A 21,431-nucleotide genomic window follows, 5' to 3' on the forward strand; every position below is an offset into this window, starting at 1 on the left:
GGGGAGGGCCGGTCAGTTGCCGTCGTCGTCCTGGTTGTCGTTGCCGCCGCCCTGGTCGTCATTCGCATCATCTTGACCATCCTGATCGTCCTGGCCGTCGCCGTCGTTCTGGTCGCCAGCGCCATCGTCGCCGCCATCCTGATCGTCCTGGCTGTCGTCGCCGCCATCCTGATCGTCATCGCCGTCCTGCTGGTTGGTTTCCTGCTGCTGCTCCACCTGGTCGCCCGAGCCGTCCTCGTTCTCCGTGTTGTTGTCGCAGCCGACCAGGAACAGGGCGCTTAAGGCGACGATGGCGGCCAGTTTCCGCAAGTTTTGGGTCTCCATTGGAATTGCTCCTTGTCTTCGTCGGAATGCGTATTCAGGCGTTCCGTTTTCTCTCCAGCTTCCTCCACCGAGCGTAGGCGTCATATATGAGAGCTAAATGAGACGGTGCCTGCCTGGCGGGAGCCCGGGTCGGCCGGTGCGATGATCGCGGGCGTCATATTTCACCCCTTCGATTGGTGCAGATGCCCCGGCGGGTCTAGAATGACTTAAAGTCAAGATGACCTTTACATGATCAGACGACACGGACGACTCAGAGCGACCCGGGGAGACGGTGTGTACACCAACGCAGCCAATGTCACGGAACGGCAGTTCGTGCCGCCGTCGTTGGCTATTTCCACGGTGATTTTCGCGCTGCGGCCCAGCGTGACCTCCGGCCGGCCGACGCTGTGGCTGCCCCTGGTGCGCCGGATCCGCCAACCATACCGGGGTAAATGGGCGCTGCCCGGGGGCCCGCTGGCCAGAAGCGAATCGCTGGTGGAAGCGGCCGGGCGGAACCTGAAAGAAACCACGCAGCTGGAGCCGGGCTACCTCGAGCAGCTGTACTGCTTCGGCGCCGTCGACCGTTCCCCGGCCGAGCGCGTGGTCAGCATTGTGTACTGGGCGCTGGTCCAGGCCGAGGCGGCGGCCATGGCAGAAGAAACCGACAATGTGCGCTGGTTCCGGGCGGACGGACTGGAGGAATTGGCCTTCGACCACAACGAAATTGTCGAGTACGCCTTATGGCGGCTGCGGAACAAGATGGAATACGGCTCTATTGCCTACCACTTCCTGGGTGACCGCTTCACGCTGGCGCAGTTGCGCGAGGTGTACGAGGCGGTGCTTGATAAACGCCTGGACCCGGCGAATTTCCGCCGGCAACTGCGCGGTGCCCGCGATATTGAACCCACCGACGAATACCTTCAGGGCGGCCGCCATCGACCGCCACGCTTATACCGCTACAGGCCGGAACCGGCCGCTGCCGCCGGCAGTGGCGGTGCTGACCATCAAACACAGAGTAATGGAGTGAAGCATGTCCGTAGCGACCAGCATTGAACTGATCACCCGTGAAGCGGCCGAACAGGCGAACACCGGCACATCCACGTGCAGCGATGACCTGGCCAAAGGCCCGTGGGCCTTCGATCTGCCCGGCGAGCCATCCTACGGTCCCGGGGCCTCGATGGACGACACCGCGCCGTCGTCGACGCCGGTTCAGGGCCAGTTGCCGGATGAATACCGTCAGGCTCCGCAGGAGGAGCTCGACGCGCGGATCACGGCTGCCAAGGAGAAATTGGGCGAGAAGTTGATGATCCTCGGGCACTTCTACCAGCGGGATGAGGTGGTGCAGTACGCGGACTTCGTGGGTGATTCCTTCCAGCTGGCCAAGGCCGCCCGGGACAAGCCCGAGGCTGAGGCGATTGTGTTCTGCGGCGTGCACTTCATGGCCGAGACGGCGGACCTGTTGTCCGCCCCGGAGCAGAAGGTGATCCTGCCGAACCTCGCGGCGGGATGTTCGATGGCGGATATGGCCGACATCGACTCGGTCACCGAATGCTGGGAGGAGCTGGAGGAACTCTTCGGCACCGAGCCCGACGAGGACGGTCGGATGCCGGTGATGCCGGTGACGTATATGAATTCCTCGGCCGCGCTGAAGGGTTTCTGCGGCGAACACGGTGGGATTGTCTGCACCTCGTCCAACGCCGCGACGGTGCTGGACTGGGCGTTCGAGCGGGCGCAGCGGGTGCTGTTCTTCCCGGATCAGCACCTGGGCCGCAACACCGCCAAGGCGATGGGCATACCGCTGGAGCAGATGCCGATGTGGAGCCCCCGCAAGCCCTTCGGCGGCTCGGACGAGCAGACGCTGAACGACTCCAAGGTCATCCTGTGGCACGGGTTCTGCTCGGTGCACAAGCGGTTCAACGTCAAGCAGATCGAGAAGGCCAGAGAGGACTACCCGGATGTGCGGGTGATCGTGCACCCCGAATGCCCGATGCCGGTGGTGGACGCCGCGGACGAATCGGGATCGACCGACTACATCCGCAAGGCGATCGCCGCGGCGACCGAGCCGACCACGTTTGCGATCGGCACCGAGATCAACCTGGTGAACCGGCTGGCGGCCGAGTACCCGCAGCACACCATTTTCTGCCTGGATCCGGTGATCTGCCCCTGCTCGACCATGTACCGGATCCACCCGGGCTATCTCGCCTGGGTGCTGGAGGGGCTGGTCGACGGCGAGGTGCGGAACCAGATCACCGTGCCCGGTGATGTCTCCGCCCCGGCCACGGTCGCACTGGAGCGGATGCTGGCGGCGAAGCCATGACCACCGCCGTCGTCGGCTCCGGCGCGGCCGGACTGTACGCTTCATTGATCGCCGCTGAACGCGGCGCCGAAGTGGTGCTGATCAGCAAGGCGTCCCTGTCCGACAGCAACACCTCCTGTGCGCAGGGTGGAATTTCGGCCGTGCTGCACCCGGAACGGGCCGCGGCCGGTGACACTGTCGCCGCCCACCGCGGCGACACGATGCGCGCCGGTGCCGGGCTGAATGCCCCGGAAGCCGTTGACCTGCTGTGTTCGGCGGCCGCGGACGACATCGACCAACTACGCCGGTTCGGGGTCGGTTTCGACGGGTCCACCTTCGGCCAAGGACAGTTCTATGCGCTGGGGCTGGAAGCGGCGCACTCTGCCCCCCGGATCCTGCACGCCGGCGGCGATGCCACCGGCGCGAGCCTGGTGGCCGCGCTCACCGCAGCCGTCAGGGCCTCTGATGCCGTGACGGTGTTCGAACACACCCGGCTGAACGGCATCCGCTGCACCGACGGTGCGGTATCCGGCGTCACTGTCGAACGCGATGGCGCGGTGCAAACCATAGCTGCCGGTGCCGTCGTCCTCGCCACCGGGGGAGCAGGGCAGCTGTTCGAACACACCACCAACCCGGCCGTGGCCACCGCAGACGGGCTGGCCGCCGCCTGGCGGGCCGGCGCCGCGGTCAGCGACCTGGAGTTCTTCCAGTTCCACCCCACCTGGCTCGACGTTCCCGGTGGCTTCATGATCTCCGAGGCCGTCCGCGGCGAAGGGGCGGTGCTGCGCGACGGCGACGGGCACCGGTTCATGGCGGATATCCATCCGGACGCCGAACTGGCCCCGCGGGACGTGGTGGCCCGCGGGATCGCCCGGCGGCTGCAGGCCCTGGGGCCCGATGGGGAACAACCCGCGGTTTTCCTGGATGCCACCGGCATCGCCGCCCGCCACGGTAGCGGGTTCCTCGCCCGCCGGTTCCCCACCCTGGACCGCCGCACCCGCGAGCACGGATTCGACTGGGACACCCAATGGCTGCCGGTTAAACCCGCCGCGCATTACTGGATGGGCGGCATCACCACCGATCTGTGGGGCCGCACCTCGGTGCCCGGGCTTTACGCGGCGGGCGAGGCTGCATGCACGGGAGTGCACGGGGCCAACCGGCTGGCGTCCAACTCGTTGCTCGAAGCGCTGGTGTTCGCCCGGCGTACGGTCGAGCACATCACCTCCGGCGGCCCCGGGCCGTGGCCGGAGTTCGACGCCGAACCGCTGCGCCTTCCGGCCGAGGCGGACGGCGAGCCGTTCACTCGTGTGGAGCTTCAACGGCTGATGTCGGCCAACGCGGCGTTAACGCGCGACGACGGTTCCCTCGCCGTAGCGGCCAAACAGTTGGCGCAGTGGCACCGTTCCCCGGCAGGCCCGCAGGACAGGGAAGACGCCAACCTGCTGCTGGCGGCGCGGCTGCTGGTCGCCGCCGCCCGGCAACGGGCGGATTCGGTGGGTGCGCACTATCGGTCCGACTACCCGAAACCGGGACGCGTCCGCCATCTCACATTTGCGGCACGATGACGCACCCCCGTCCGGCAGCATGACCGGAGATATTCCAGGAGGAACTTTGGCAGAGCAAACGACCGCAGCCTCTCCGCTGGCGGAACCGGCCGCTGATGGCGCAGGGGCAGGAAGCGTCCTGGCGGTGGACCCGGTGGACCCGGCCGGCATCCTGCCCCTTGACGAGCGGACACTGAACACCGTGGTGGAGGCGGCGCTCGCCGAAGACGCGCCCTGGGGTGACATCACCACCACGGCGCTGGTCCCCGACGGCGTGCGTGCTACGGCCGGGCTGTCCGCCAGGGAGGCCGGTGTGCTCGCCGGCAGCGCAGTGTTTGCCGCCGCCATGCGGCTGACGGATCCGGCCATCACCGTCCGGTTCCACGTGGCGGACGGCGGGCGCTTCGGCGCCGGAACGCAGTTGGCCACGGTCTCCGGGCCCGCCCGTTCCGTGCTGACCGCCGAGCGGGTGGGGTTGAACCTGCTGCAGCGGATGAGCGGGATCGCCACCACCACTGCCGGGTATGTGGCGGCCGCCGGCGCCAATGCGAGGATCGCCGACACCCGCAAAACCACGCCCGGGCTGCGGGCCGTGGAACGGTACGCGGTGCGCTGCGGCGGCGGACACAACCACCGCTTCGGACTCTCGGATGCGGTGATGGCCAAAGACAATCATCTTGCGGTGCTGACCCGGAACGGATCCGGCGACCTGACCACGGCGCTGCGCCAGGCCAAGGCCAAGTTGCCGCACACCGTCTGCTTCGAGGTGGAGGTCGACCGGCTGGACCAGATCGAAGCGGTGGCCGCAGCCGGCGTCGACGTCATCATGCTGGACAACTTCACCACCGATGAACTCGTCGAAGGCGTGCAGCTGGTGGCGGGCCGGGCGGTCGTGGAGGCCAGCGGATCCGTCAACCTGGAGACCGTCGGGGCCATAGCGCGCACCGGCGTCGATGTCGTCTCGGTCGGCGCCCTGACCCACAGCGTCCGCTCCCTGGACCTTGGCCTGGACATCGACGTCGAACTGTAGGACATCATGCTGTATCTTGACGCTGCCGCCACAACACCGGTCCGCCGGGAGGTGCTGGAGGCGATGTGGCCGTACCTGACCGGCCAATTCGGCAACCCGTCGAGCCACCACACGGTGGGGGAGGCCGCCGCCGCCGGACTGGACGCGGCCCGGAAGGACGTGGCCAAGGTGCTCGGGTGCCGGCCCGGCGAGGTTGTCTTCACCTCCGGCGGCACCGAGGCCGACAACCAGGCCATCAAGGGCATCGCCCTGGCCAGCGACGGCCCGAAGCACATCGTCACCACCGCCATCGAACATCCGGCCGTGGACGAATCCTGCGACTACCTGGCCCGCCACCACGGCTTCCGGATCACCCGGGTTCCGGTCGACGGCGGCGGGCTGGTCGATACTGGAAAGTTCGCCGATGCTCTGGGCGAGGGGGCGGCGCTGTGCACGGTGATGTATGCGAACAACGAGGTCGGGACGGTCCAGCCGATCGCCGAGCTGGCTGCGTTGGCTAAAGAGCATGGCGTTCCGTTTCATACCGATGCGGTGCAGGCTGCCGGGTGGGAAACGGTCAACGTGAAGGCGCTGGGGGTGGACGCCCTGAGCCTGGCCGGGCACAAACTTGGGGCTCCCAAGGGCTGCGGCGCGTTGTATCTGCGGGGGAGGCTGCGCACCGAGCCGCTGGTCCACGGCGGCGGACAGCAGCGCGGCCGGCGCTCCGGTACCGAAAACGTTGCCGGCGCGGTGGCGATGGCGAGCGCGTTGACCCTGGCCGAGCAGCAGCGGCCACAGGTTGCACAGCCGGTGGCGGAGCTGCGGGACCGGTTCATTGCCAGGGTGCTGGACGGCGTCGACGGCGCCATCCTCACCGGCCATCCCACCCGGCGGCTGTCATCCATCGCATCGTTCTGCTTTCCCGGCACCAGCGGCGAATCGGTGCTGCTGGAACTGGAACGGCTCGGCTACGTTTCCTCCAGCGGGTCAGCGTGTGCGGCGGGATCGGATGAGCCATCGCCTGTGCTGACGGCCCTGGGCATCGACGCGGAGGTGGCACAAACCGCCGTGCGCTTCAGCTTCACCGCGTCCATCACCGACGCCGAACTCGACGCCGCGGCGGAAGCGGCCGTCGCCTCGGTCGCCACCATGCACCGGCTGGGTTAGCCGCACGTGCGGTGACCCGCCGGCGGGGCCGGCCGTCCGCTTCACGTGCAGGAACCGGCCCGACCGCCGCACCTGCGGGGACTGGCCACTTTGCCCGGCAGGGTGTCCCTTTTCCCGGCGAGGGCCCCGCCATAGCGAGTTCGGGCTGACCAACGGACGGAACAGGGGATAACACCAAGGACGGGCTGGTCCGGCGTGTCGTGTGTGGAATGCGGCGTGTCGCGGGGTGGAGGACCACGTTAGTGTTAATCCCTGTTCGAAGGGCGTTCCAAACCGGCGGGTCCGGCTCTCACAGCGACGTGGCCACCCGGCAGCGCGGCAAACCGGCGGTAGCGGCGGTGGCCCCGACGATGTAGTCGACCGCGCGGGTCACCCGCCGTCGGACAGTGCGGATAGCCCGTCGTATTGCACGCCCGTCATCTCTTCGCTGTGCTCCCACAGCCGGCGGCCGGTTTCTTCGTCGAGTACCTGCTGTACCGGTGCGGACAAGGTGACACGCCCGCGCAACCCGCCTGCGCCGTCGGGCCCGTAAAAATCCCCGCCGTGGACGTGAGGGGACGCGGCCGCATACAGGATAGGCAACGCTCCGGCCGATACCGGCTGGCCAATGAGCTGGACCAGGGATGCCATCATCTCTGCAGTGATCCTCCCGCCGCCGGTGAACAGGCCGGTGCGGGACAGACCCGGGTGGGCCGCCGCGACGGTGACAGTGTCCCCGTTGGCCGCGAGCCGCCGGTTCAACTCCACGGTGTAATAGAGATTCGCGATCTTGCTCTGGCCGTAGGCGCCCCACCGCCGGTAACGCCGGGCGCTGTTCATGTCGTCGAAGTCGATCGAACCGCGTCGGTGGGCGAGGCTGGAGACGGTCACCACCCTGGCGTCCGCCGATTCGCGCAGCTGTGCCAGCAGCAGGCCGCCGAGCGCGAAATGTCCCAGATGGTTGATGCCGAGCTGTTGCTCAAATCCGTCCTCGGTGCGTCTCAGGTTGGTGGCCATCACCCCGGCGTTATTAACCAGGATGTCGAGCGGCCCGTGCCAGGCTCCGGCGAAGCTGCGCACGGACTGCAAGCTGGCCAAGTCCAGTTGGCCGGTGGTGCACACCGCCGAACCTGTCGCCTCGGCCACGTGCTCGAGCGCCCGCTGCCCGCGCTCGGGATTCCTGCAGGCCAGCATCACCGATGCGCCTTTGGCAGCCAGCGCCAGCGAGGTCTGCAGGCCCAGGCCGCTGTTGGCGCCTGTGACAATGGCGCGCTTTCCGGTCAGATCCGGAATGCCTTCGGGGGTGAACGTGTGCATCGATTCTCCTGATGAGCTCGTCTCCAGCATAGGCCGATACGCTGGACGGAGGGCGCATTAACGTCCGCCGCATACTGATTCCTGTGTGCGTCAGTCAGCATCAAGGAGCCTGCCGATGGAACGCAACGTCTCCGCCCACCTGTCCTTCACCACTTCGAAGCACACGTCGATCGCCATGGCCGTCGCGGTGGCGCGCCTGGGCGGTTACCAGCGAATTGACGAGACCATGGATGTCAGGGTCGACGACGAACCGGCCGAAATGAGCGAGCTGGCGGATGTGCATGGGGGCAGGATGCATACCCTCAAGCTGGACCAACCGGCGTCGGTCACCGTCGATTACACCGCACGGGTGGTCGGAAGCGCGGAGCCCGGCCCCGACGCTGAGATGGACCGGATCCGCTATGTACGGCCCAGCCGGTACTGCGAATCCGACAAGCTGCTGCCGTTCGCCTACGCGCAGTTCAAGGGACTGTCCGGGGCGGACCTGGTCCTCGCCTTGCGGCGGTGGGTGCACGAGGAATTCAGCTATGTGGCGGGTTCCTCACGGCCGACGGACGGGGCGGTGGAAACGTACCTGCAGCGCCGGGGTGTCTGCCGCGACTACGCGCATGTGGTGATTTCGGTGCTGCGGGCCCGCGACATCCCGGCACGGCTGGCGGCGGTCTACGCGCCCGGACTGAGTCCGATGGACTTCCACGCCGTGGTGGAGGCGTACGTGGATGGAACCTGGCAGGCCATCGATGCGACGGGTATGGCTCCGCGCGAGTCGATGGTGCGGATCAGCACCGGCCGCGACGGCGCCGACACGGCGTTCCTGTCCACCGTCGGCGGCGGGCTGACCTTGAAGCAGATGCGCGTCAACGCCACCGTGGACCAGCTGCCATCCGACGACGGCGGGGAACTGGTCCGGTTGCGTTAGGCACGACGGTGGGGGGAACCGGGTCGCCGAGGTAACACCCCGACACCGAGGTAGCGCCTGAGCCGTGAGGTGGCGCCCCAACGCCGAGGTAGCGCCTGAGCCGTGAGGTAGCGGGTTGCAACCCGCTGACTCACGGGAAAGCAGCTACCTCGGCGTCACGGGAAGGCAGTTACCTCGGGGTCGGGACCGGGGTTAGTCGCCGATGCTGGCCCGAAGTTTCATCGTCAACGCCTCGAGTTGCGCCAGTTCATCCTGGCTCAAGGCGCCGCCCACGATCCGCCCGATGGCACGTACATGTTCGCGGCCGATGCTCTTCTGCAGCGCGGCGCCTGCTTCGGTCAACCCGAGGAGCACGCCTCGATGATCCTCGGGTGCCTGCTTGCGCTCCACCAGGGCCTTGGCTTCGAGCCGTTCGACCATCCGGCTCAGGCTCGGCTGGCTCATCAGCAACTTGGAGTTCAAGTCGTTCAGGCGCAGCCATCCGGTCGGGCAGCGTGAAAGGTTGAACAGCACGTCATATTCCCGCATGGCCAGGTTTTTGAACGCGGAGTCGGCCTGCAGCAGCCGCATCACCGACACCTGGGCACGGAAGAGCGACTCCCACGCGTCGGTGGCGGCGCGCAGATGGTCGGTTGATGGGGCCTCCGACCGGGCAGTATCCCCGGCCGGAGCATCCTGGCGCGTTCCGTCGTCGTTGGCTTTAGCTGGTGACTTGCTGCTGGTTGGCACGTTCGGCCTTTCTGGTTTCAAAGGTGGGTGCGTCGGGCACATGAGCCGGCTTCCGGTCTGCGAATTCCTTCCGGAGCGTCGGCAGCACTTCTTCGCCGAACAGGTCCAGCTGCTCCAGCACAGTCTTCAACGGCAACCCGGCGTGGTCGACCAGGAAGAGCTGGCGCTGATAATCGCCGAAGTACTCCCGGAAGGTCAGCGTCTTCTCGATGACCTCCTGGGGGCTGCCGACCGTCAGCGGGGTTTGCGCGGTGAAGTCCTCCATGGAAGGTCCGCCGCCGTAGACCGGTGCGTTGTCGAAGTACGGACGGAACTCCCGGACGGCGTCCTGGGAATTCTTCCGCATGAAGAACTGACCGCCCAGCCCCACGATGGCCTGGTCCGCCGCGCCGTGGCCGTAGTGTTCGTAGCGCTCGCGGTAGAGGCGGATGAGCTGCATGTAGTGTTCCTTCGGCCAGAAAATGTTGTTGGCGAAGAACCCGTCGCCGTAATACGCGGCCTGCTCGGCGATCTGCGGGCTGCGGATGGAGCCGTGCCAGACGAACGGCGGCACATCGTCGAGGGGCCGCGGCGTGGACATGAAGCCCTGCAGTGGTGTGCGGTGCTTGCCCTGCCAGTTCACCACGTCCTCGTCCCACAGCCGCCGCAGCAGGTGGTAGTTCTCCACGGCCAGCTCAATGCCCTTCTGGATGTCCTTGCCGAACCAGGGATAGACCGGGGGAGTGTTGCCGCGGCCCATCACCAGATCCACCCGACCGTCGGCGAGGTGCTGGAGCATGGCGTAGTCCTCGGCGATCTTCACCGGGTCGTTGGTGGTGATCAGCGTGGTGGCGGTGGAGAGGATGATCCGCTCGGTCTGCGCCGCGATGTAGCCCAGCAGGGTGGTCGGGGAGCTGGCGAAGAACGGCGGATTGTGGTGCTCGCCGGTGGCATAGACGTCCATGCCGATCTCTTCGACCTTCCTGGCGATGGCGACGGCGGACTTAATCCGCTCCTGCTCGGTAGGGGTCTTCCCGGTGGTGGGATCCCGGGTGATATCGGAAACTGAAAATACGCCGATCTGCATGGAAGTCCTTTCAATGCCCGGCCGTGCCACCGGGAAAGTGTATGCGTTTGCATCTAATCCAACAGTACCCTGCCGTTGTTTGTTCCCGCCATCGTCCGGCAATGTTCCCGCTACGCGTCATCGCTGGCGATAATTCGTCTCCGTGCCGTGAGCAGCTCCAGCTCCGGCCGGTAGGCAACAAATTGTTCGACGGCGTCGAGCACCTCAACGGCGTGGGCACGGCTCGCTGCCACCAGACCGGCACCGACCACGGACCGGCGGTACAGATCCTGGGCATCAACTTCAGCCACCGATACCGAATACTTCCGGCGCACGTCACTGATGATCGGACGTATCACCGACCGTTTGCCCTTCAGGGAGTGGACGTCGCCCAGCAGCACGTCCAGCTCAATCCATCCGATCCACATGCGTGCTCCCAGCCGACCTCCATGGGCAATCAATCCTTCGTCCACTATACAAAGTCCCCTTACGACCGGGTACGGTGAAGATGTGACCACCTGCACCAAGGAGGTGCGTGATGCCGCGTTTCCACGACCGGAAGCAGGCCGGCATTGAGCTGGCCGCGGAGCTGAAGAATGTGTTGTCCGGCACGTCGGACGAATCCAACGACCGCCCGCTGGTCCTGGCCTTGCCTCGGGGCGGATTGCCGGTGGCGGCCGAGGCGGCCGAGCTGCTGAACGCCGAACTCGATGTCCTGGTGGTGCGCAAGGTCGGCGTGCCGGCGCATCCGGAATTGGCCATGGGCGCGCTGGCCATGCTGGCCGGTTCCGTTGAAACGGTGCGCAATGAGACGGTGTTGCAGCAGTTGCCCGGCGCCGGTGATCCTGGCGGCGAGTTCGACACAGTTGCCGCCGGGGAACGGGACGAACTGGAGCGCCGCAATGAACTGTACCGGCAGGGCAGACCGCCGGTGCGGGTGGACGGACGCACCGTGATCATCATCGACGACGGGCTGGCCACCGGGTCCACCATGAAGGCGGCCTTGACCGCTGCCCGCCGGTTCAAGCCTCACCGCCTGGTCGCCGCGGTTCCGGTCGGGGCCCGGCAGACCTGTATCGAGCTGGAGGAACTGGCGGACGACGTCGTTGGCATCTTCGTCACGGACGCGCTGGGTTCGGTGGGATCCGCCTACCGCGACTTTGGCCAGACCAGCAACGAGGAAGTCCAGGTAATCTTAAGCCGCCATTAGCTGCTTGGCGGCGCGGAACACTACAGTTGCAGGGTTTTGGCCGTCTCGGCCATGATCTCCCGGGCCAACTCCGGATTCTCATTCAGCCGGATGCCGTAGCCGGGAATCATGTCCTTCAGCTTCGGTTCCCAGGACTCGAACTGTGCCGGGAAGCACCGCTTGAGCATGCCGAACATGATCGGCGCTGCGGTGGAAGCGCCGGGGGAGGCTCCCAGCAACGCGCCGATAGAGCCATCGGCGGCGGTGATCATCTCGGTGCCGAATTGCAGCACGCCGCCCTTCCTGGGGTCCTTCTTGATCACCTGGACGCGCTGGCCGGCGGTGATCAGTTCCCAGTCGCCGGACTTGGCTTCCGGGTAGAAATCGCGCAGGCTCTCGTCCTTCGACGCGCGGCTCTTGAGCACCTCGCTGATCAGGTACTTGGTCAGTCCCAGGTTGTCCTTGCCGGCCGCCAGCATCGGGATCATGTTGGACGGGCGCAGCGACATTGGCAGGTCCATCAACGAGCCCCGCTTGAGGAACTTGGTGGAGAAACCGGCGTACGGGCCGAAGAGCAGTGAACGCTTTCCATTGACGTAGCGAGTATCCAGGTGCGGCACCGACATCGGTGGGGCGCCGACGGATGCCTGACCGTAGACCTTTGCCAGGTGCTGGTCGACGATGTCGCTGTTGGTGCAGCGCATGAATTGACCGGCGACAGGGAAGCCCCCGAAGCCCTTGCCTTCTTCGATGCCGGTGCGCTGCAGCAGGTGCAATGCGCCGCCTCCGGCACCGATGAAGACGAACCGGGCGCGCACCGTATATTTCTCCCCGGTGGCGCGGTCCTCGACCGAGACTTCCCACCGGCCGTCGCTGCCGCGTTCCACGTCGGTGACATCAGTGCCGAAGTTCAGGCCGACGTCGTTCTTCTCCAGATAGCCGATCAGCTCGCGGGTCAGTGCCCCGAAGTCAATGTCGGTGCCGCCCGGCACGCGGGAGGCCGCGACGCGCTGTGAGCTGTCCCGGCCCGACATCAGCAGCGGTGCCCAGTCGGAGACCGTGGCGGGATCCTCGGTGTGTTCGATGCCCTCGAACAGCGGCTGCGGCTTCAGCGCCTCGTAGCGGCGGCGCAGGTACTCGGCGCCGTCGTCGCCCCACACGAAACTCATGTGGGGCAGCGGGTTGATGAACTTTTTGGGGGACCCGATGTGCCCATTGGCCACCATATGAGACCAGAACTGGCGCGAGACCTGGAACTGTTCATTGATGCCGACCGCCTTGGCCGGGTCCACGGAACCGTCGGGGCCGGCGGGGGTGTAGTTCAGCTCGCACAAGGCGGAGTGGCCGGTTCCCGCGTTGTTCCAGGGATCGGAACTTTCCATCCCGGCGCGGTCCAGTCGTTCGAAGAGCCTGATGTCCCACTCCGGCTCGAGCTGGCGGATAATTGAACCCAGCGTGGCACTCATGGTGCCTCCGCCAATGAGGACGACGTCGGCAGTGCCGGCAGGGTTTACGGAATGGGTTCTGGCAGTCAAATTCTTCTCCATTAGCAACGCGGCTGGCCCTTATGAGCGTACCGCGCGGTGCGGCGGAACCCTAAATCCCGCCCCGGTCCGGTCTGCACTCTACTCAGTCAGGACGATCTCATTGAAGACCTCGTCGAGCACCGGGCTGACGGGGTAGCTCTCGACCCTGGGCGAGAGGGCCAGCGCCGAAATCGGGAAGGCCAGCGGAACCGCCGGGACCTGCGCGCTGATCTCCGTTTCGATGTTCTGGTAAACCTTTGTCCGTTGTTCGCCGGCCGGCAAAGTACGAGCCCTGTCGATCATGCTGAACAGGTGCTCGTTGGTGAAGCCGAACTCCTCGGACTCGCTGCCGAACAGCGGCCCGACAAAATTGTCAGGATCCTGGTAACTGCCGCTCCAGCCGAGTAAATGCAGCCCGTGTGGGCTGTTCGACTGCACCTTCTGCAGGTAACCGTCAGACCACTCGATCGGGACGGGCTTGAGATTGAATCCGGCGGCGGTCAGTTGGCGGCTGAGCAGGGCATACACCCGTTCGGGCCGCGGCAGGTACGCGCGGCTGACGTCGAGCGGATAGTAGAAGGGGATCTCGCCGCCGTCGTAGCTGGACTCCTCCAACAGCTTCCGGGCCTTTTCGGGATCGTGCTCGTACTGGGCCGCCTGAGGCGCCGTGATATCGAACAGCTGCGGCAGGAAACTGCCTGCCGGTTCGGTGCCGTCGATGAAGAGGGTATCCACGAGCTGCTGCTTGTCGATTGCATGGGCGAGCGCTTGGCGTACTTTCGGATCGTCGAGGGCCCCGAAATCCTGGTTGATGCCCATGTACAGCACCGAGAACGGGTCCCTCAACAGCACCTTCATTCCGGCCTTGGCCAGTGGCTCGAAGGTATCGGCAGTGACCAGGTCGTACCCGTCGATCCGGCCGTCCTTGAGTGCCTCCTGCCGCAGCGCGGCGTCGGACATGGTGGTGAAGATGATCTTGCGGATCTGCCCCCGGTCGCCCCAATAGTCCTTGTAGGACTTCAGCACGACGTCGTCGCCGGACCATGATTCGAAGGTGTACGGTCCGGTGCCCACCGGGTGCAGCCCGTACGCTGACAGCCGGTGGCCGTCGCGCTGGTGGTTCAACACGTCTGCGTGGCCGGCCTTCAACGCGGCGGGAGAGGAAATTCCGAACGCCGGCATGGTCAGCGCCGGCAGCAGTCCGGTGTAGCGCTCGTTGAGTTCCAGGGTGAATTTGTGCTCCCCCTGAACCACGCAGTCCTGGTATGCGGATAGGTCGGGCGCATTGGCAAACGCCTTGAACACTGTCTGGAACTGCAGGCTGGACCGTTCGTCCCGGACGGAGCCCGGCAGCGTGAACCAGCGTTCGAAATTGAAGCAGACGGCCTCGGCGTCGAACTCGGCGCCGTCATGGAAAGTGACGCCGTCGCGCAGTTCGAAGGTGTAGCTGCGTCCGCCATCACTTCTGGACCAGTCCGTAGCCAGCTGCGGCACGGGTTCACCGGTCACCGGGTCGACGGTGACAAGCGTTTCCAGAATCTGCCGGGTGACCCGGTAGGAGGCGTTATCGACCTCGATGGCGGGATCCAGCCCGGCCGGATCCGCAGCGGTGGCGAAAGTAAACGTGGTGTCCACCTTCGGTTCGGTGCCGGGCTCGACGGCGGCCGCTGAGGAGGTCTGCTCCTGGACCTGCGGTGGGGGAGTATCGGGGGTGCACGCTGCGAGAGTCAACGCCGTTGCGGCCGCCGTCACAATGGCAGTCACTGCTGTCGGCGCGCGACCGCATCCGGTACGTCGCACCGCGCCACCACCCCGTTCGGCTTGGAAACTATTTTGCTCAGTTTAGGTGAAAGGGGGAGTGCGCGAGGCGGGACTTGAACCCGCACGTCCGAAGACACCAGAACCTAAATCTGGCGTGTATACCAATTTCACCACTCGCGCTCTGCAGTCCTGCGGCGCGGACCGTGCCACACACCGCGGACGAGCATAAGTCTACCCGCTGCCGTCGTCGGCCTGCTGCGGCCGGCCCGGACCGCCGTCGTCGCCCTGGTGCGGCAGTTCCCGGCCGGCACAGGGGATCAGTCGAGGCCCAGGTCCCGCCGCAGCTTGTTCACATGGCCCTTGGCGCGGACGTTGTATTGTGCCAGTGCCACTTTGCCCTCGGCGTCGACCACGACGGTGGACCGGATCAGGCCCTGGGTGACCTTGCCATAGTTGTTCTTCTCCCCCCAGGCGCCCCATGCCTCCGCGACGGAATGGTCCTCATCCGAGAGCAGCGGGAAGTTCAGCGACTGATCTTCGGTGAACTTGGCGATCTTCTTGGCCGGGTCCGGGGAGATGCCCAAAACGGTATATCCGGCCGACTTGAGGGAATTGAGGTTGTCACGGAAATCGCAGGCCTCTGTGGTGCACCCCGGTGTGGCCGCGGCGGGGTAGAAGTACACCACCACATTGCCGCCGCGGTAATCGGCGAGTGAAACCGTCCCACCCGTGGCGTCGTCGAGCGTGAAGTCCGGGGCGGTGTCCCCTGTTGAAAGTCGGTTGCTCATGGATCCTTCCTGGTGACCGGTGGGGCGGGTGTTGCTACAATAAAAATTGGAAAATATGTAAGGTTACTTAGCAGTTCTAGCCAATTTCGCCCATATGTCAGGTTATAGTGGCAAGTATGCCAGATATGGAATTGTGGCCGACCGGCCGCCTTCTCTCAACAGCAGCGCGGCTGGTCGAGCACGCGTGGAATGAGCAACTGGCAAGCATTGGGGTCACCCACGCGGGGGTAATAGCTCTGGAAGTGCTTGCCGGGCACGGCACGATGACTCAGGCTCAACTGGCCCAGATCGTGCATGTGCAGGCCCAAACCATGGGTAAAACCCTCTCGCGTCTGGAAACCTATGGCCACATTGAGCGCTCACGAAGCTCCCAGGACCGGCGAAGCCACCAGGTATCCATCACCGATCATGGACGCTCAGTGCTCGCTTCCGCACAGGAGCTTGAAACGTCACTGGTGCCGGGCGGGCAGCTCTCTTCCGACGACCTGCGAAACCGGCTTCAGTCAGTGATCAAGTCCCTGGCGGATGCGCGCTGGGACGTCGACTCGGGCAAGGGTGTGGAGGAGGCCGTCAAACCTGCGGCACCGGCCGCAGGTACTCCGCCCGAGCTGGACGACAGCGCGAAACAGAAGCTGGCCGAGGAATTGCCGCCGGCGGAGCCGGATGAACCTGCCGAACAGGACGACGGCACCTTTGGCGAGAAGCGAAACGGAACCGACGGCACCCAGGCAGGCTGAACGTCCGGCGGCCGTTGCCCGGTGGCGATCGAATGCCTCATTTAGCCTTGGCCATCGGGATGTTCGGCCGGGAGTAAAAGTGCCCCTCCCGATGCACTAATGGGGCGTTTCGCCGCTTTTTTACTCCCTGGCGGAACGGCGAAGGCCGTGTTTGGGCGGAGTGCAACCACGACGATGACATGCCGATCCCACGCACACATTCGTGCTGCTAACCCCCGAACGCCCGGTCGAAACGAAAAAACCCGCCCAACCTACCGGTCGGACGGGCTTCCCTGGTGCGCCCCCCGGGACTCGAACCCGGAACCCATTGATTAAGAGTCAATTGCTCTGCCATTGAGCTAGAGGCGCATTCCCACTCCGCGTTCCGCCGGTGATGGGCACCTGAGCGAATTGCGGCAACGACATGTAAGACTAGCAGGATTCTTCCGCCTGGGGAAAATCGGTGCGGACGCGGTGCCGTCAGGTGTGATCAACGTCCCTCAACGACGATGATTCGCTCTTCGGGGCCGCCATTGGTGGCGACCCACAGCGCCCCGTCCGGGCCGGTAATGACGTCGCGAAGGCGGCCGTAGTCGTCCTGGAAATGGCTGACCGGTTGGCCCGCCCGCCCATCGAGCAGCGGAACTTCCCACAGCCGTTGGCCTCTCAGCGCTCCTATATAGGCGACGTCGTTCACGATGGCCATGCCGCTGGGGGAGGCCGTAGCGGTGGAAGGCCATACCACTTGGGCATCGATGAATCCGTCGACGCCTGGCGCGCCCGTTACCTCCGGCCAGCCGTAGTTTCCGCCGGGCCGGATCAGGTTCAGTTCATCGTCCTCAGTGGGGCCAAACTCGCTCGCCCACAACCGCCCCTCGGAATCCCAGGCGAGCCCTTGCACGTTCCGGTGCCCCAAGCTGTACACCGGATTGTCCCCGAACGGGTTCCCGGGGGCCGGATCGCCATCGGGCGTGATCCGCAGAATCTTCCCGGACAATGATTGCCGGTTCTGCGCCTGATCTTCCTGCGTCGCGTCACCAGTCGATGCGTAGAGCATCCCGTCGGGTCCGAACTTGATCCGCCCGCCGTTATGGATCGTTGCCTTGGGAATGCCCTCCAGCAGCACCTCCTGGGTGCCGAGGCCGGGATCCTGGCCGCCGTCGTATTCCATCCGCACTATCCGGTTGTCGGAGGCGCTGGTGTAGTACGCGTACAGATATCGGTCCCGGGCGAAGGTGGGCGCGACGGCGATCCCCAGCAGGCCACCTTCTCCGCCCGGCACCACGTGCTCGACGGTGCCCACCATCGTGACCTCGCCGTCGTCGATCCGCTTGATGGCCGCACTGTCACGTTCGGAGACCAGCACAGACCCGTCCGGCAGCAGCGCCATGGACCACGGCGAGGTCAGCGAATCGGCGGCAGTTCCGGTGACGGCCAGCTCGCCGCCCAGCGGACCTGACGACTCAGTGTGGCGGTGCTGCGCTGACGACGACGATCCGCTGGCCGGCGCGGACACATCAGGGGCAGGTTCGCCGGTGCCCGGGGCTGCGTTTTCGCCGGACCCGGGGGAACAGCCGGAGACGACGACGGCGGACAGCGTGACAGCTGCCAGCCAAGCCTGTCGTCGCCGCATCCGTATGCCTCGCTTCCGTCAGCGTCCGCCCTCAGCGTCCGGCGTGGCCGTCCGGGTCACTATCGTCGCCGTCCGGACCGCCGTCCGGGTCACTATCGTCGCGGTGCCGGCCGCTGGGTGGGTGGTCTTCAGCGGATTCATCCCCGGGGTCGCCGTCACCGAGGTTATGGGAGCCGAGGCTGTGATTGCTGTGCGTACTGTCCGGATCGCCGAGATTATGCGAACCCAGGCTGTGATGCCCTTCCTCACTGTGCGGTTCGCCGAGATTATGCGAACCCAGGCTGTGGTGACCTCCGTCCTCGGGCTCGGGCGCGCCGACATTGTGGCGTCCCAATGCGTGGTGCTCGGCACTCTGGCCGTGGGGAGGCGGCTGGTCACTGGAGGTGTCCGTGTCGCCGGTTCCAGCGGAATCCCCAGAGGCGGTTGTGTCACCGGAGATGCCGGTGCCAGCGGAGTCCTTCGGGCGGGAATCGTCGGAGCCGCTGCCGTTCACGGATCCGGCGGTGGTGGTGTGTTCGCTGCCGCGGTCGGGCGCGGTGGGCTGGTCGGTAATGTCGGATCCGCCGCTCCGCCACCGTTCGTCGTCAGGACCCGCGGCGTTGGTGTCACCGGAGCTGTCGCGGTCCGTGACCGATCCGGTAGCGCCACTTCCCGCGCTGCCGGCTGCAGGGGTGTTGCTCGCCGGGGGCCCGGCCTCCATCACGGGGTCGTTGGCCCCGGAGCCTGGCTGGTTACCGGGGTGACGCCGACCCGGTGTCTCTCCACCGCCGGTGCCTCCGCCGGCAGCGCCTCCGCCTGCCGTGCTTTCATCTGCGCTGGCCCCACTTGCGGTATCTCCACTGGCGGTGTCTCCACCTGCTGTGGGACCGGAATTGCGTCGCAGCATCCACACCACGATCGCGATCACCACGATGATCACGAGTACCCAGATAATCAACTCCATGACTCAGCCCTCCGTTTGGGTGCGGGCACATACGCCCTGAATTTGAACCTACGGCCAAGCACCGCCCATGTCCAGAGTTTGTGTGCATCCTGCGTCCAATGTGGCAGGTATTGAGCCGCTAGAGTGGCTGTTATGGCCTCCAATGCTTCTTCGATTCAGACAATCACGTTCCCGGACCAGCGTTTGCTCGACGCCGTGCAGCCGCTTCCGGAAGGAATGCGCGGCGGAATCTGGGACCTTCAGAGCGAGCCCGACGGCGTCGAGCTGGGGGAGGTCGACGCGGTGATCCTGCCGTACATGGGCCCGAAGCTTTTAGACCAGCTGAGCCGGGTGCCACACCTGAAGATGGTCCAAACGCAGACAACCGGGTACGACGGAATTCCCGAAGCCGTTGGAGAGGACGTCGCCGTGGTCAGCGCCGCCGGGGTGCACGCGGATTCGACGGCGGAAATGGCGGTGGCACTGATGCTTGCCTCGCTGCGCGGCATCGATGTGGCGGCGCGGGACCAGGTGGCGGCGCGCTGGAACCCGCAGCGCTGGACGTCGCTGGCAGACCGCAAGGTGCTGCTGGTCGGTGTCGGTGGTATCGGCGCTGGTATCGCCGCCCGTCTGGAGCCCTTCGGAGTGGAACTCACCCGGGTCGGCAGCACGGCCAGGGATGACGCCGCCGGACATGTTCACGGGACCGACGAACTGGTTGCGCTGGCGCGCCACACAGACGTGATCGTGGTAATCACCCCCTTGTCGGAGGCCACGCACCACTTGGTCAATGCCGGTGTGCTCGCCGCGATGCCGGACGGGGCACTGGTGGTTAACGTTGCCCGAGGCGCAGTTGTCGATTCGGATGCCCTCACGGCCGAAGTCGTATCGGGTCGGATCCGCGCCGCGATCGATGTCTTCGACCCGGAGCCGGTTCCGGAGGACCACCCGCTGTGGAAGGCCGAAGGGGCGCTGATCACCCCGCATAATGCCGGCAACAGCTCTGCCTTCTTTCCCCGCGTCGTCCGGCTGCTCCAGTCGCAGCTGGCGGCTATCGCCTCCGGCGGCAGCCCGGAGAACCTGGTACGTTCGGGTCCCTTCGCCGCTGACGGCCGCTAGACCAGAGCCGGCCGTTAAGCATCGCCGGCCAGGCTCCGACGTCGGCTAGCCAAACGAGGCCAGCCCATAGACGATCCAGGCAAGGGCGAAGGCGATCAGGCCGATCAGCGTCTCCATTACGGTCCAGGTTTTCAGCGTCGTCTTCACGTCCATGTCGAAGAACTTGCCTACCAGCCAGAACCCCGAGTCGTTGACGTGGCTGAGCATCACGGAGCCTGCGCTGAGCGCCAGTACGACGGCGATGACCTGCAGCTGGGAGTAGTCGCCCGCGGAGAGCAGCGGCTGCATGAGGGTGGCTGAAATGGTCAGTGCCACAGTGGCAGAGCCCTGCGCGACACGGATCAGGGTGGAGACGACAAAGCCGGCCAGAATCACCGGAAGTCCGATATTCTCCAGCGAGCCGGCCAGAGCCTCGCCGACGCCGCTGGCGACCAGCACCCCGCCGAACATTCCGCCGGCGCCGGTGATCAGGATGATCGAGCAGATAGGACCAAGCGACTTATCCAGCAGGTCCTCGAGCGATTCCTTGCTGCGGCCACGGCGGATACCGAGCACAAGGCTGGCCACGAGCACTGCGATCAGCAGCGCGATGGGGGTGGCGCCCAGCGTCTGCAGGACCCCGACCCAGATGGCGTCGCCGTTGACCACGCCGGCCGTGTCCAGGGTGTCGAGCACCGTGTTCATAGCGATCAGCACGATCGGCAGCAGCAGCATCAGGACCACCGTGCTTGCTTTCGGCGGTTCCTTATCGAGCCGCTGCTCGCTGCCGCCGCTGATGTAATCCGGAATGGCGACGTTGATCCGCCGGCCGGCCCAGAGCCCGTAGAGGTAGCCGGCAAGGATCCACGTGGGGATGGCGACGACGAGGCCGACCAGCAGCAACAGCCCCACATTGGCGTCCAGCAGCCCTGCGGCCGCAACCGGGCCGGGGTGAGGTGGAACGAAGACGTGCATCACGGAGAAGGCGCCGGCAGTGGGCAGGCCATAGCGCAGCAGGCCTCCACCCAGCTTCCGGGCCACCGCGAAGACGATGGGCAGCATGACCACCAGGCCGGCATCGAAGAACACCGGGAAGCCGAAAATCAATGAGGCGACGCCGAGTGCCAGCGGCGCTCGTCTCTCTCCGAACAGCCGCATCAGGCTGTCGGCCAGCGACTGCGCACCGCCGCTGACTTCGACCAGCCGGCCAAGCATCACGCCGAGGCCGACCAGCAGCGCCACACTGGCGATCGTGCCGGCAAAGCCATCGAGCAGCACGTCGGTGATGCTGCCGGCGGGTATACCGGTGACAAAGGCGGTCAGCAGGCTGACGAGGACCAGGGCAACGAAGGCGTGCATTCGCACCTTCATGATCAAAAAGAGCAGCAGCGCCACGGCTCCGGCGGCGATCAACAGCAGGGGCGCCGTGCCCATCGGCTGGGTCCAGTTCTCTACATCCATGCGAGGCTCCTTTGCCCGTTCTGTTCCAC

Annotated in this window: 20 protein-coding genes and 2 tRNA genes; 9 read left to right on the top strand and 13 right to left on the bottom strand. The window is 65.8% G+C overall.

Annotation, left to right across the window (positions count from 1 at the left end):
* Window positions 1-12: 12 nt before the first annotated feature.
* Window positions 13-324: a hypothetical protein gene (locus tag H535_RS0101180; RefSeq protein ID WP_026818092.1), complete on the bottom strand. Its 312-nt coding sequence runs from the start codon at window positions 322-324 to the stop codon at window positions 13-15.
* A 228-nt stretch (window positions 325-552) separates the two neighbouring features.
* On the opposite strand from H535_RS0101180, the gene H535_RS22770 reads away from it, so the two are divergent.
* From H535_RS22770 to H535_RS0101205, 5 genes are all read left to right on the top strand, one after another.
* Window positions 553-1,356 carry an NUDIX hydrolase gene (locus H535_RS22770; RefSeq protein ID WP_081416357.1) on the top strand — a complete coding sequence of 268 codons (804 nt, stop codon included), beginning with the start codon at window positions 553-555 and terminating at the stop codon, window positions 1,354-1,356.
* The gene (nadA, locus tag H535_RS0101190; protein ID WP_026818093.1) at window positions 1,334-2,620 is read left to right on the top strand and encodes a quinolinate synthase NadA; all 1,287 of its coding nucleotides are present in this window, start codon (window positions 1,334-1,336) and stop codon (window positions 2,618-2,620) included. The genes H535_RS22770 and nadA overlap by 23 nt, the downstream gene beginning before the upstream one ends.
* Complete coding sequence (gene nadB, locus H535_RS22775) at window positions 2,617-4,164, top strand: L-aspartate oxidase (RefSeq protein ID WP_051298294.1); 1,548 nt, start codon at window positions 2,617-2,619, stop codon at window positions 4,162-4,164. The genes nadA and nadB overlap by 4 nt, the downstream gene beginning before the upstream one ends.
* Before the next feature lie 124 nt (window positions 4,165-4,288).
* Window positions 4,289-5,173, top strand: coding sequence for a carboxylating nicotinate-nucleotide diphosphorylase (gene nadC, locus H535_RS0101200; RefSeq protein WP_425387250.1), 885 nt, complete (start codon window positions 4,289-4,291; stop codon window positions 5,171-5,173).
* Between the two features lie 6 nt (window positions 5,174-5,179).
* Window positions 5,180-6,319 carry a cysteine desulfurase family protein gene (locus H535_RS0101205; protein WP_026818095.1) on the top strand — a complete coding sequence of 380 codons (1,140 nt, stop codon included), beginning with the start codon at window positions 5,180-5,182 and terminating at the stop codon, window positions 6,317-6,319.
* A gap of 369 nt (window positions 6,320-6,688) precedes the next feature.
* Here the strand turns inward: H535_RS0101205 and H535_RS0101210 are convergent, their stop codons facing one another.
* Window positions 6,689-7,615, bottom strand: coding sequence for an oxidoreductase (locus tag H535_RS0101210; RefSeq protein ID WP_026818096.1), 927 nt, complete (start codon window positions 7,613-7,615; stop codon window positions 6,689-6,691).
* A gap of 115 nt (window positions 7,616-7,730) precedes the next feature.
* Between H535_RS0101210 and H535_RS0101215 the strand changes: the two genes are divergently transcribed.
* Window positions 7,731-8,534: a transglutaminase-like domain-containing protein gene (locus H535_RS0101215; RefSeq protein WP_026818097.1), complete on the top strand. Its 804-nt coding sequence runs from the start codon at window positions 7,731-7,733 to the stop codon at window positions 8,532-8,534.
* A gap of 192 nt (window positions 8,535-8,726) precedes the next feature.
* On the opposite strand, the gene H535_RS0101220 is transcribed toward H535_RS0101215, so the two are convergent.
* From H535_RS0101220 to H535_RS0101230, 3 genes are all read right to left on the bottom strand, one after another.
* Window positions 8,727-9,158: a MarR family winged helix-turn-helix transcriptional regulator gene (locus H535_RS0101220; protein ID WP_026818098.1), complete on the bottom strand. Its 432-nt coding sequence runs from the start codon at window positions 9,156-9,158 to the stop codon at window positions 8,727-8,729.
* 76 nt (window positions 9,159-9,234) lie between these two features.
* Window positions 9,235-10,329, bottom strand: coding sequence for an LLM class flavin-dependent oxidoreductase (locus H535_RS0101225; protein WP_026818099.1), 1,095 nt, complete (start codon window positions 10,327-10,329; stop codon window positions 9,235-9,237).
* Between the two features lie 110 nt (window positions 10,330-10,439).
* Entirely contained in the window at window positions 10,440-10,736 is a 297-nt protein-coding gene (locus H535_RS0101230; RefSeq protein ID WP_026818100.1) for a DUF503 domain-containing protein, read from the bottom strand.
* A gap of 110 nt (window positions 10,737-10,846) precedes the next feature.
* On the opposite strand from H535_RS0101230, the gene H535_RS0101235 reads away from it, so the two are divergent.
* Complete coding sequence (locus H535_RS0101235; RefSeq protein ID WP_026818101.1) at window positions 10,847-11,518, top strand: phosphoribosyltransferase; 672 nt, start codon at window positions 10,847-10,849, stop codon at window positions 11,516-11,518.
* 20 nt (window positions 11,519-11,538) lie between these two features.
* Here the strand turns inward: H535_RS0101235 and H535_RS0101240 are convergent, their stop codons facing one another.
* From H535_RS0101240 to bcp, 4 genes are all read right to left on the bottom strand, one after another.
* A complete protein-coding gene (locus H535_RS0101240; protein WP_026818102.1) occupies window positions 11,539-13,032 on the bottom strand; it encodes a malate:quinone oxidoreductase in 1,494 nt (497 codons plus the stop codon).
* 90 nt (window positions 13,033-13,122) lie between these two features.
* Complete coding sequence (locus H535_RS0101245; protein ID WP_245580102.1) at window positions 13,123-14,775, bottom strand: ABC transporter substrate-binding protein; 1,653 nt, start codon at window positions 14,773-14,775, stop codon at window positions 13,123-13,125.
* 107 nt (window positions 14,776-14,882) lie between these two features.
* Window positions 14,883-14,964 (bottom strand) — tRNA-Leu (locus H535_RS0101250).
* 137 nt (window positions 14,965-15,101) lie between these two features.
* Complete coding sequence (gene bcp, locus H535_RS0101255; protein WP_026818104.1) at window positions 15,102-15,572, bottom strand: thioredoxin-dependent thiol peroxidase; 471 nt, start codon at window positions 15,570-15,572, stop codon at window positions 15,102-15,104.
* A gap of 116 nt (window positions 15,573-15,688) precedes the next feature.
* Between bcp and H535_RS30245 the strand changes: the two genes are divergently transcribed.
* Window positions 15,689-16,309: a MarR family transcriptional regulator gene (locus H535_RS30245; RefSeq protein WP_081416359.1), complete on the top strand. Its 621-nt coding sequence runs from the start codon at window positions 15,689-15,691 to the stop codon at window positions 16,307-16,309.
* 273 nt (window positions 16,310-16,582) lie between these two features.
* Here H535_RS30245 and H535_RS0101265 read toward each other — a convergent pair.
* From H535_RS0101265 to H535_RS0101275, 3 genes are all read right to left on the bottom strand, one after another.
* Window positions 16,583-16,657: transfer RNA gene (locus H535_RS0101265), tRNA-Lys, on the bottom strand.
* Between the two features lie 121 nt (window positions 16,658-16,778).
* On the bottom strand, window positions 16,779-17,921 hold the full coding sequence (locus H535_RS0101270; protein ID WP_035767911.1) for a PQQ-dependent sugar dehydrogenase: 1,143 nt from the start codon (window positions 17,919-17,921) through the stop codon (window positions 16,779-16,781).
* Between the two features lie 31 nt (window positions 17,922-17,952).
* Complete coding sequence (locus H535_RS0101275; RefSeq protein ID WP_026818106.1) at window positions 17,953-18,864, bottom strand: hypothetical protein; 912 nt, start codon at window positions 18,862-18,864, stop codon at window positions 17,953-17,955.
* Between the two features lie 132 nt (window positions 18,865-18,996).
* Between H535_RS0101275 and H535_RS0101280 the strand changes: the two genes are divergently transcribed.
* Entirely contained in the window at window positions 18,997-19,962 is a 966-nt protein-coding gene (locus H535_RS0101280) for a 2-hydroxyacid dehydrogenase (protein ID WP_026818107.1), read from the top strand.
* Between the two features lie 45 nt (window positions 19,963-20,007).
* On the opposite strand, the gene H535_RS0101285 is transcribed toward H535_RS0101280, so the two are convergent.
* Window positions 20,008-21,402 carry a GntP family permease gene (locus tag H535_RS0101285; protein WP_026818108.1) on the bottom strand — a complete coding sequence of 465 codons (1,395 nt, stop codon included), beginning with the start codon at window positions 21,400-21,402 and terminating at the stop codon, window positions 20,008-20,010.
* Between the last annotated feature and the right edge of the window lie 29 nt (window positions 21,403-21,431).

Source organism: Arthrobacter castelli DSM 16402, assembly GCF_000430705.1.
In the GTDB taxonomy this organism is placed as follows: Bacteria; Actinomycetota; Actinomycetes; order Actinomycetales; family Micrococcaceae; genus Arthrobacter_C; species Arthrobacter_C castelli.

What these genes read in the sequence shown, in the direction of transcription:
- bcp (WP_026818104.1), bottom strand. Translation starts at nt 15,572, where the DNA reads ATGAGCAACCGACTTTCAACAGGGGACACCGCCCCGGACTTCACGCTC.
- H535_RS0101230 (WP_026818100.1), bottom strand. Translation starts at nt 10,736, where the DNA reads ATGTGGATCGGATGGATTGAGCTGGACGTGCTGCTGGGCGACGTCCAC.
- H535_RS0101275 (WP_026818106.1), bottom strand. Translation starts at nt 18,864, where the DNA reads ATGGAGTTGATTATCTGGGTACTCGTGATCATCGTGGTGATCGCGATC.
- H535_RS0101215 (WP_026818097.1), top strand. Translation starts at nt 7,731, where the DNA reads ATGGAACGCAACGTCTCCGCCCACCTGTCCTTCACCACTTCGAAGCAC.
- H535_RS0101210 (WP_026818096.1), bottom strand. Translation starts at nt 7,615, where the DNA reads ATGCACACGTTCACCCCCGAAGGCATTCCGGATCTGACCGGAAAGCGC.
- H535_RS0101270 (WP_035767911.1), bottom strand. Translation starts at nt 17,921, where the DNA reads ATGCGGCGACGACAGGCTTGGCTGGCAGCTGTCACGCTGTCCGCCGTC.
- nadB (WP_051298294.1), top strand. Translation starts at nt 2,617, where the DNA reads ATGACCACCGCCGTCGTCGGCTCCGGCGCGGCCGGACTGTACGCTTCA.
- H535_RS0101235 (WP_026818101.1), top strand. Translation starts at nt 10,847, where the DNA reads ATGCCGCGTTTCCACGACCGGAAGCAGGCCGGCATTGAGCTGGCCGCG.
- H535_RS0101205 (WP_026818095.1), top strand. Translation starts at nt 5,180, where the DNA reads ATGCTGTATCTTGACGCTGCCGCCACAACACCGGTCCGCCGGGAGGTG.
- nadA (WP_026818093.1), top strand. Translation starts at nt 1,334, where the DNA reads ATGTCCGTAGCGACCAGCATTGAACTGATCACCCGTGAAGCGGCCGAA.
- H535_RS0101280 (WP_026818107.1), top strand. Translation starts at nt 18,997, where the DNA reads ATGGCCTCCAATGCTTCTTCGATTCAGACAATCACGTTCCCGGACCAG.
- H535_RS0101225 (WP_026818099.1), bottom strand. Translation starts at nt 10,329, where the DNA reads ATGCAGATCGGCGTATTTTCAGTTTCCGATATCACCCGGGATCCCACC.
- H535_RS30245 (WP_081416359.1), top strand. Translation starts at nt 15,689, where the DNA reads ATGCCAGATATGGAATTGTGGCCGACCGGCCGCCTTCTCTCAACAGCA.
- H535_RS22770 (WP_081416357.1), top strand. Translation starts at nt 553, where the DNA reads ATGATCAGACGACACGGACGACTCAGAGCGACCCGGGGAGACGGTGTG.
- H535_RS0101180 (WP_026818092.1), bottom strand. Translation starts at nt 324, where the DNA reads ATGGAGACCCAAAACTTGCGGAAACTGGCCGCCATCGTCGCCTTAAGC.
- H535_RS0101285 (WP_026818108.1), bottom strand. Translation starts at nt 21,402, where the DNA reads ATGGATGTAGAGAACTGGACCCAGCCGATGGGCACGGCGCCCCTGCTG.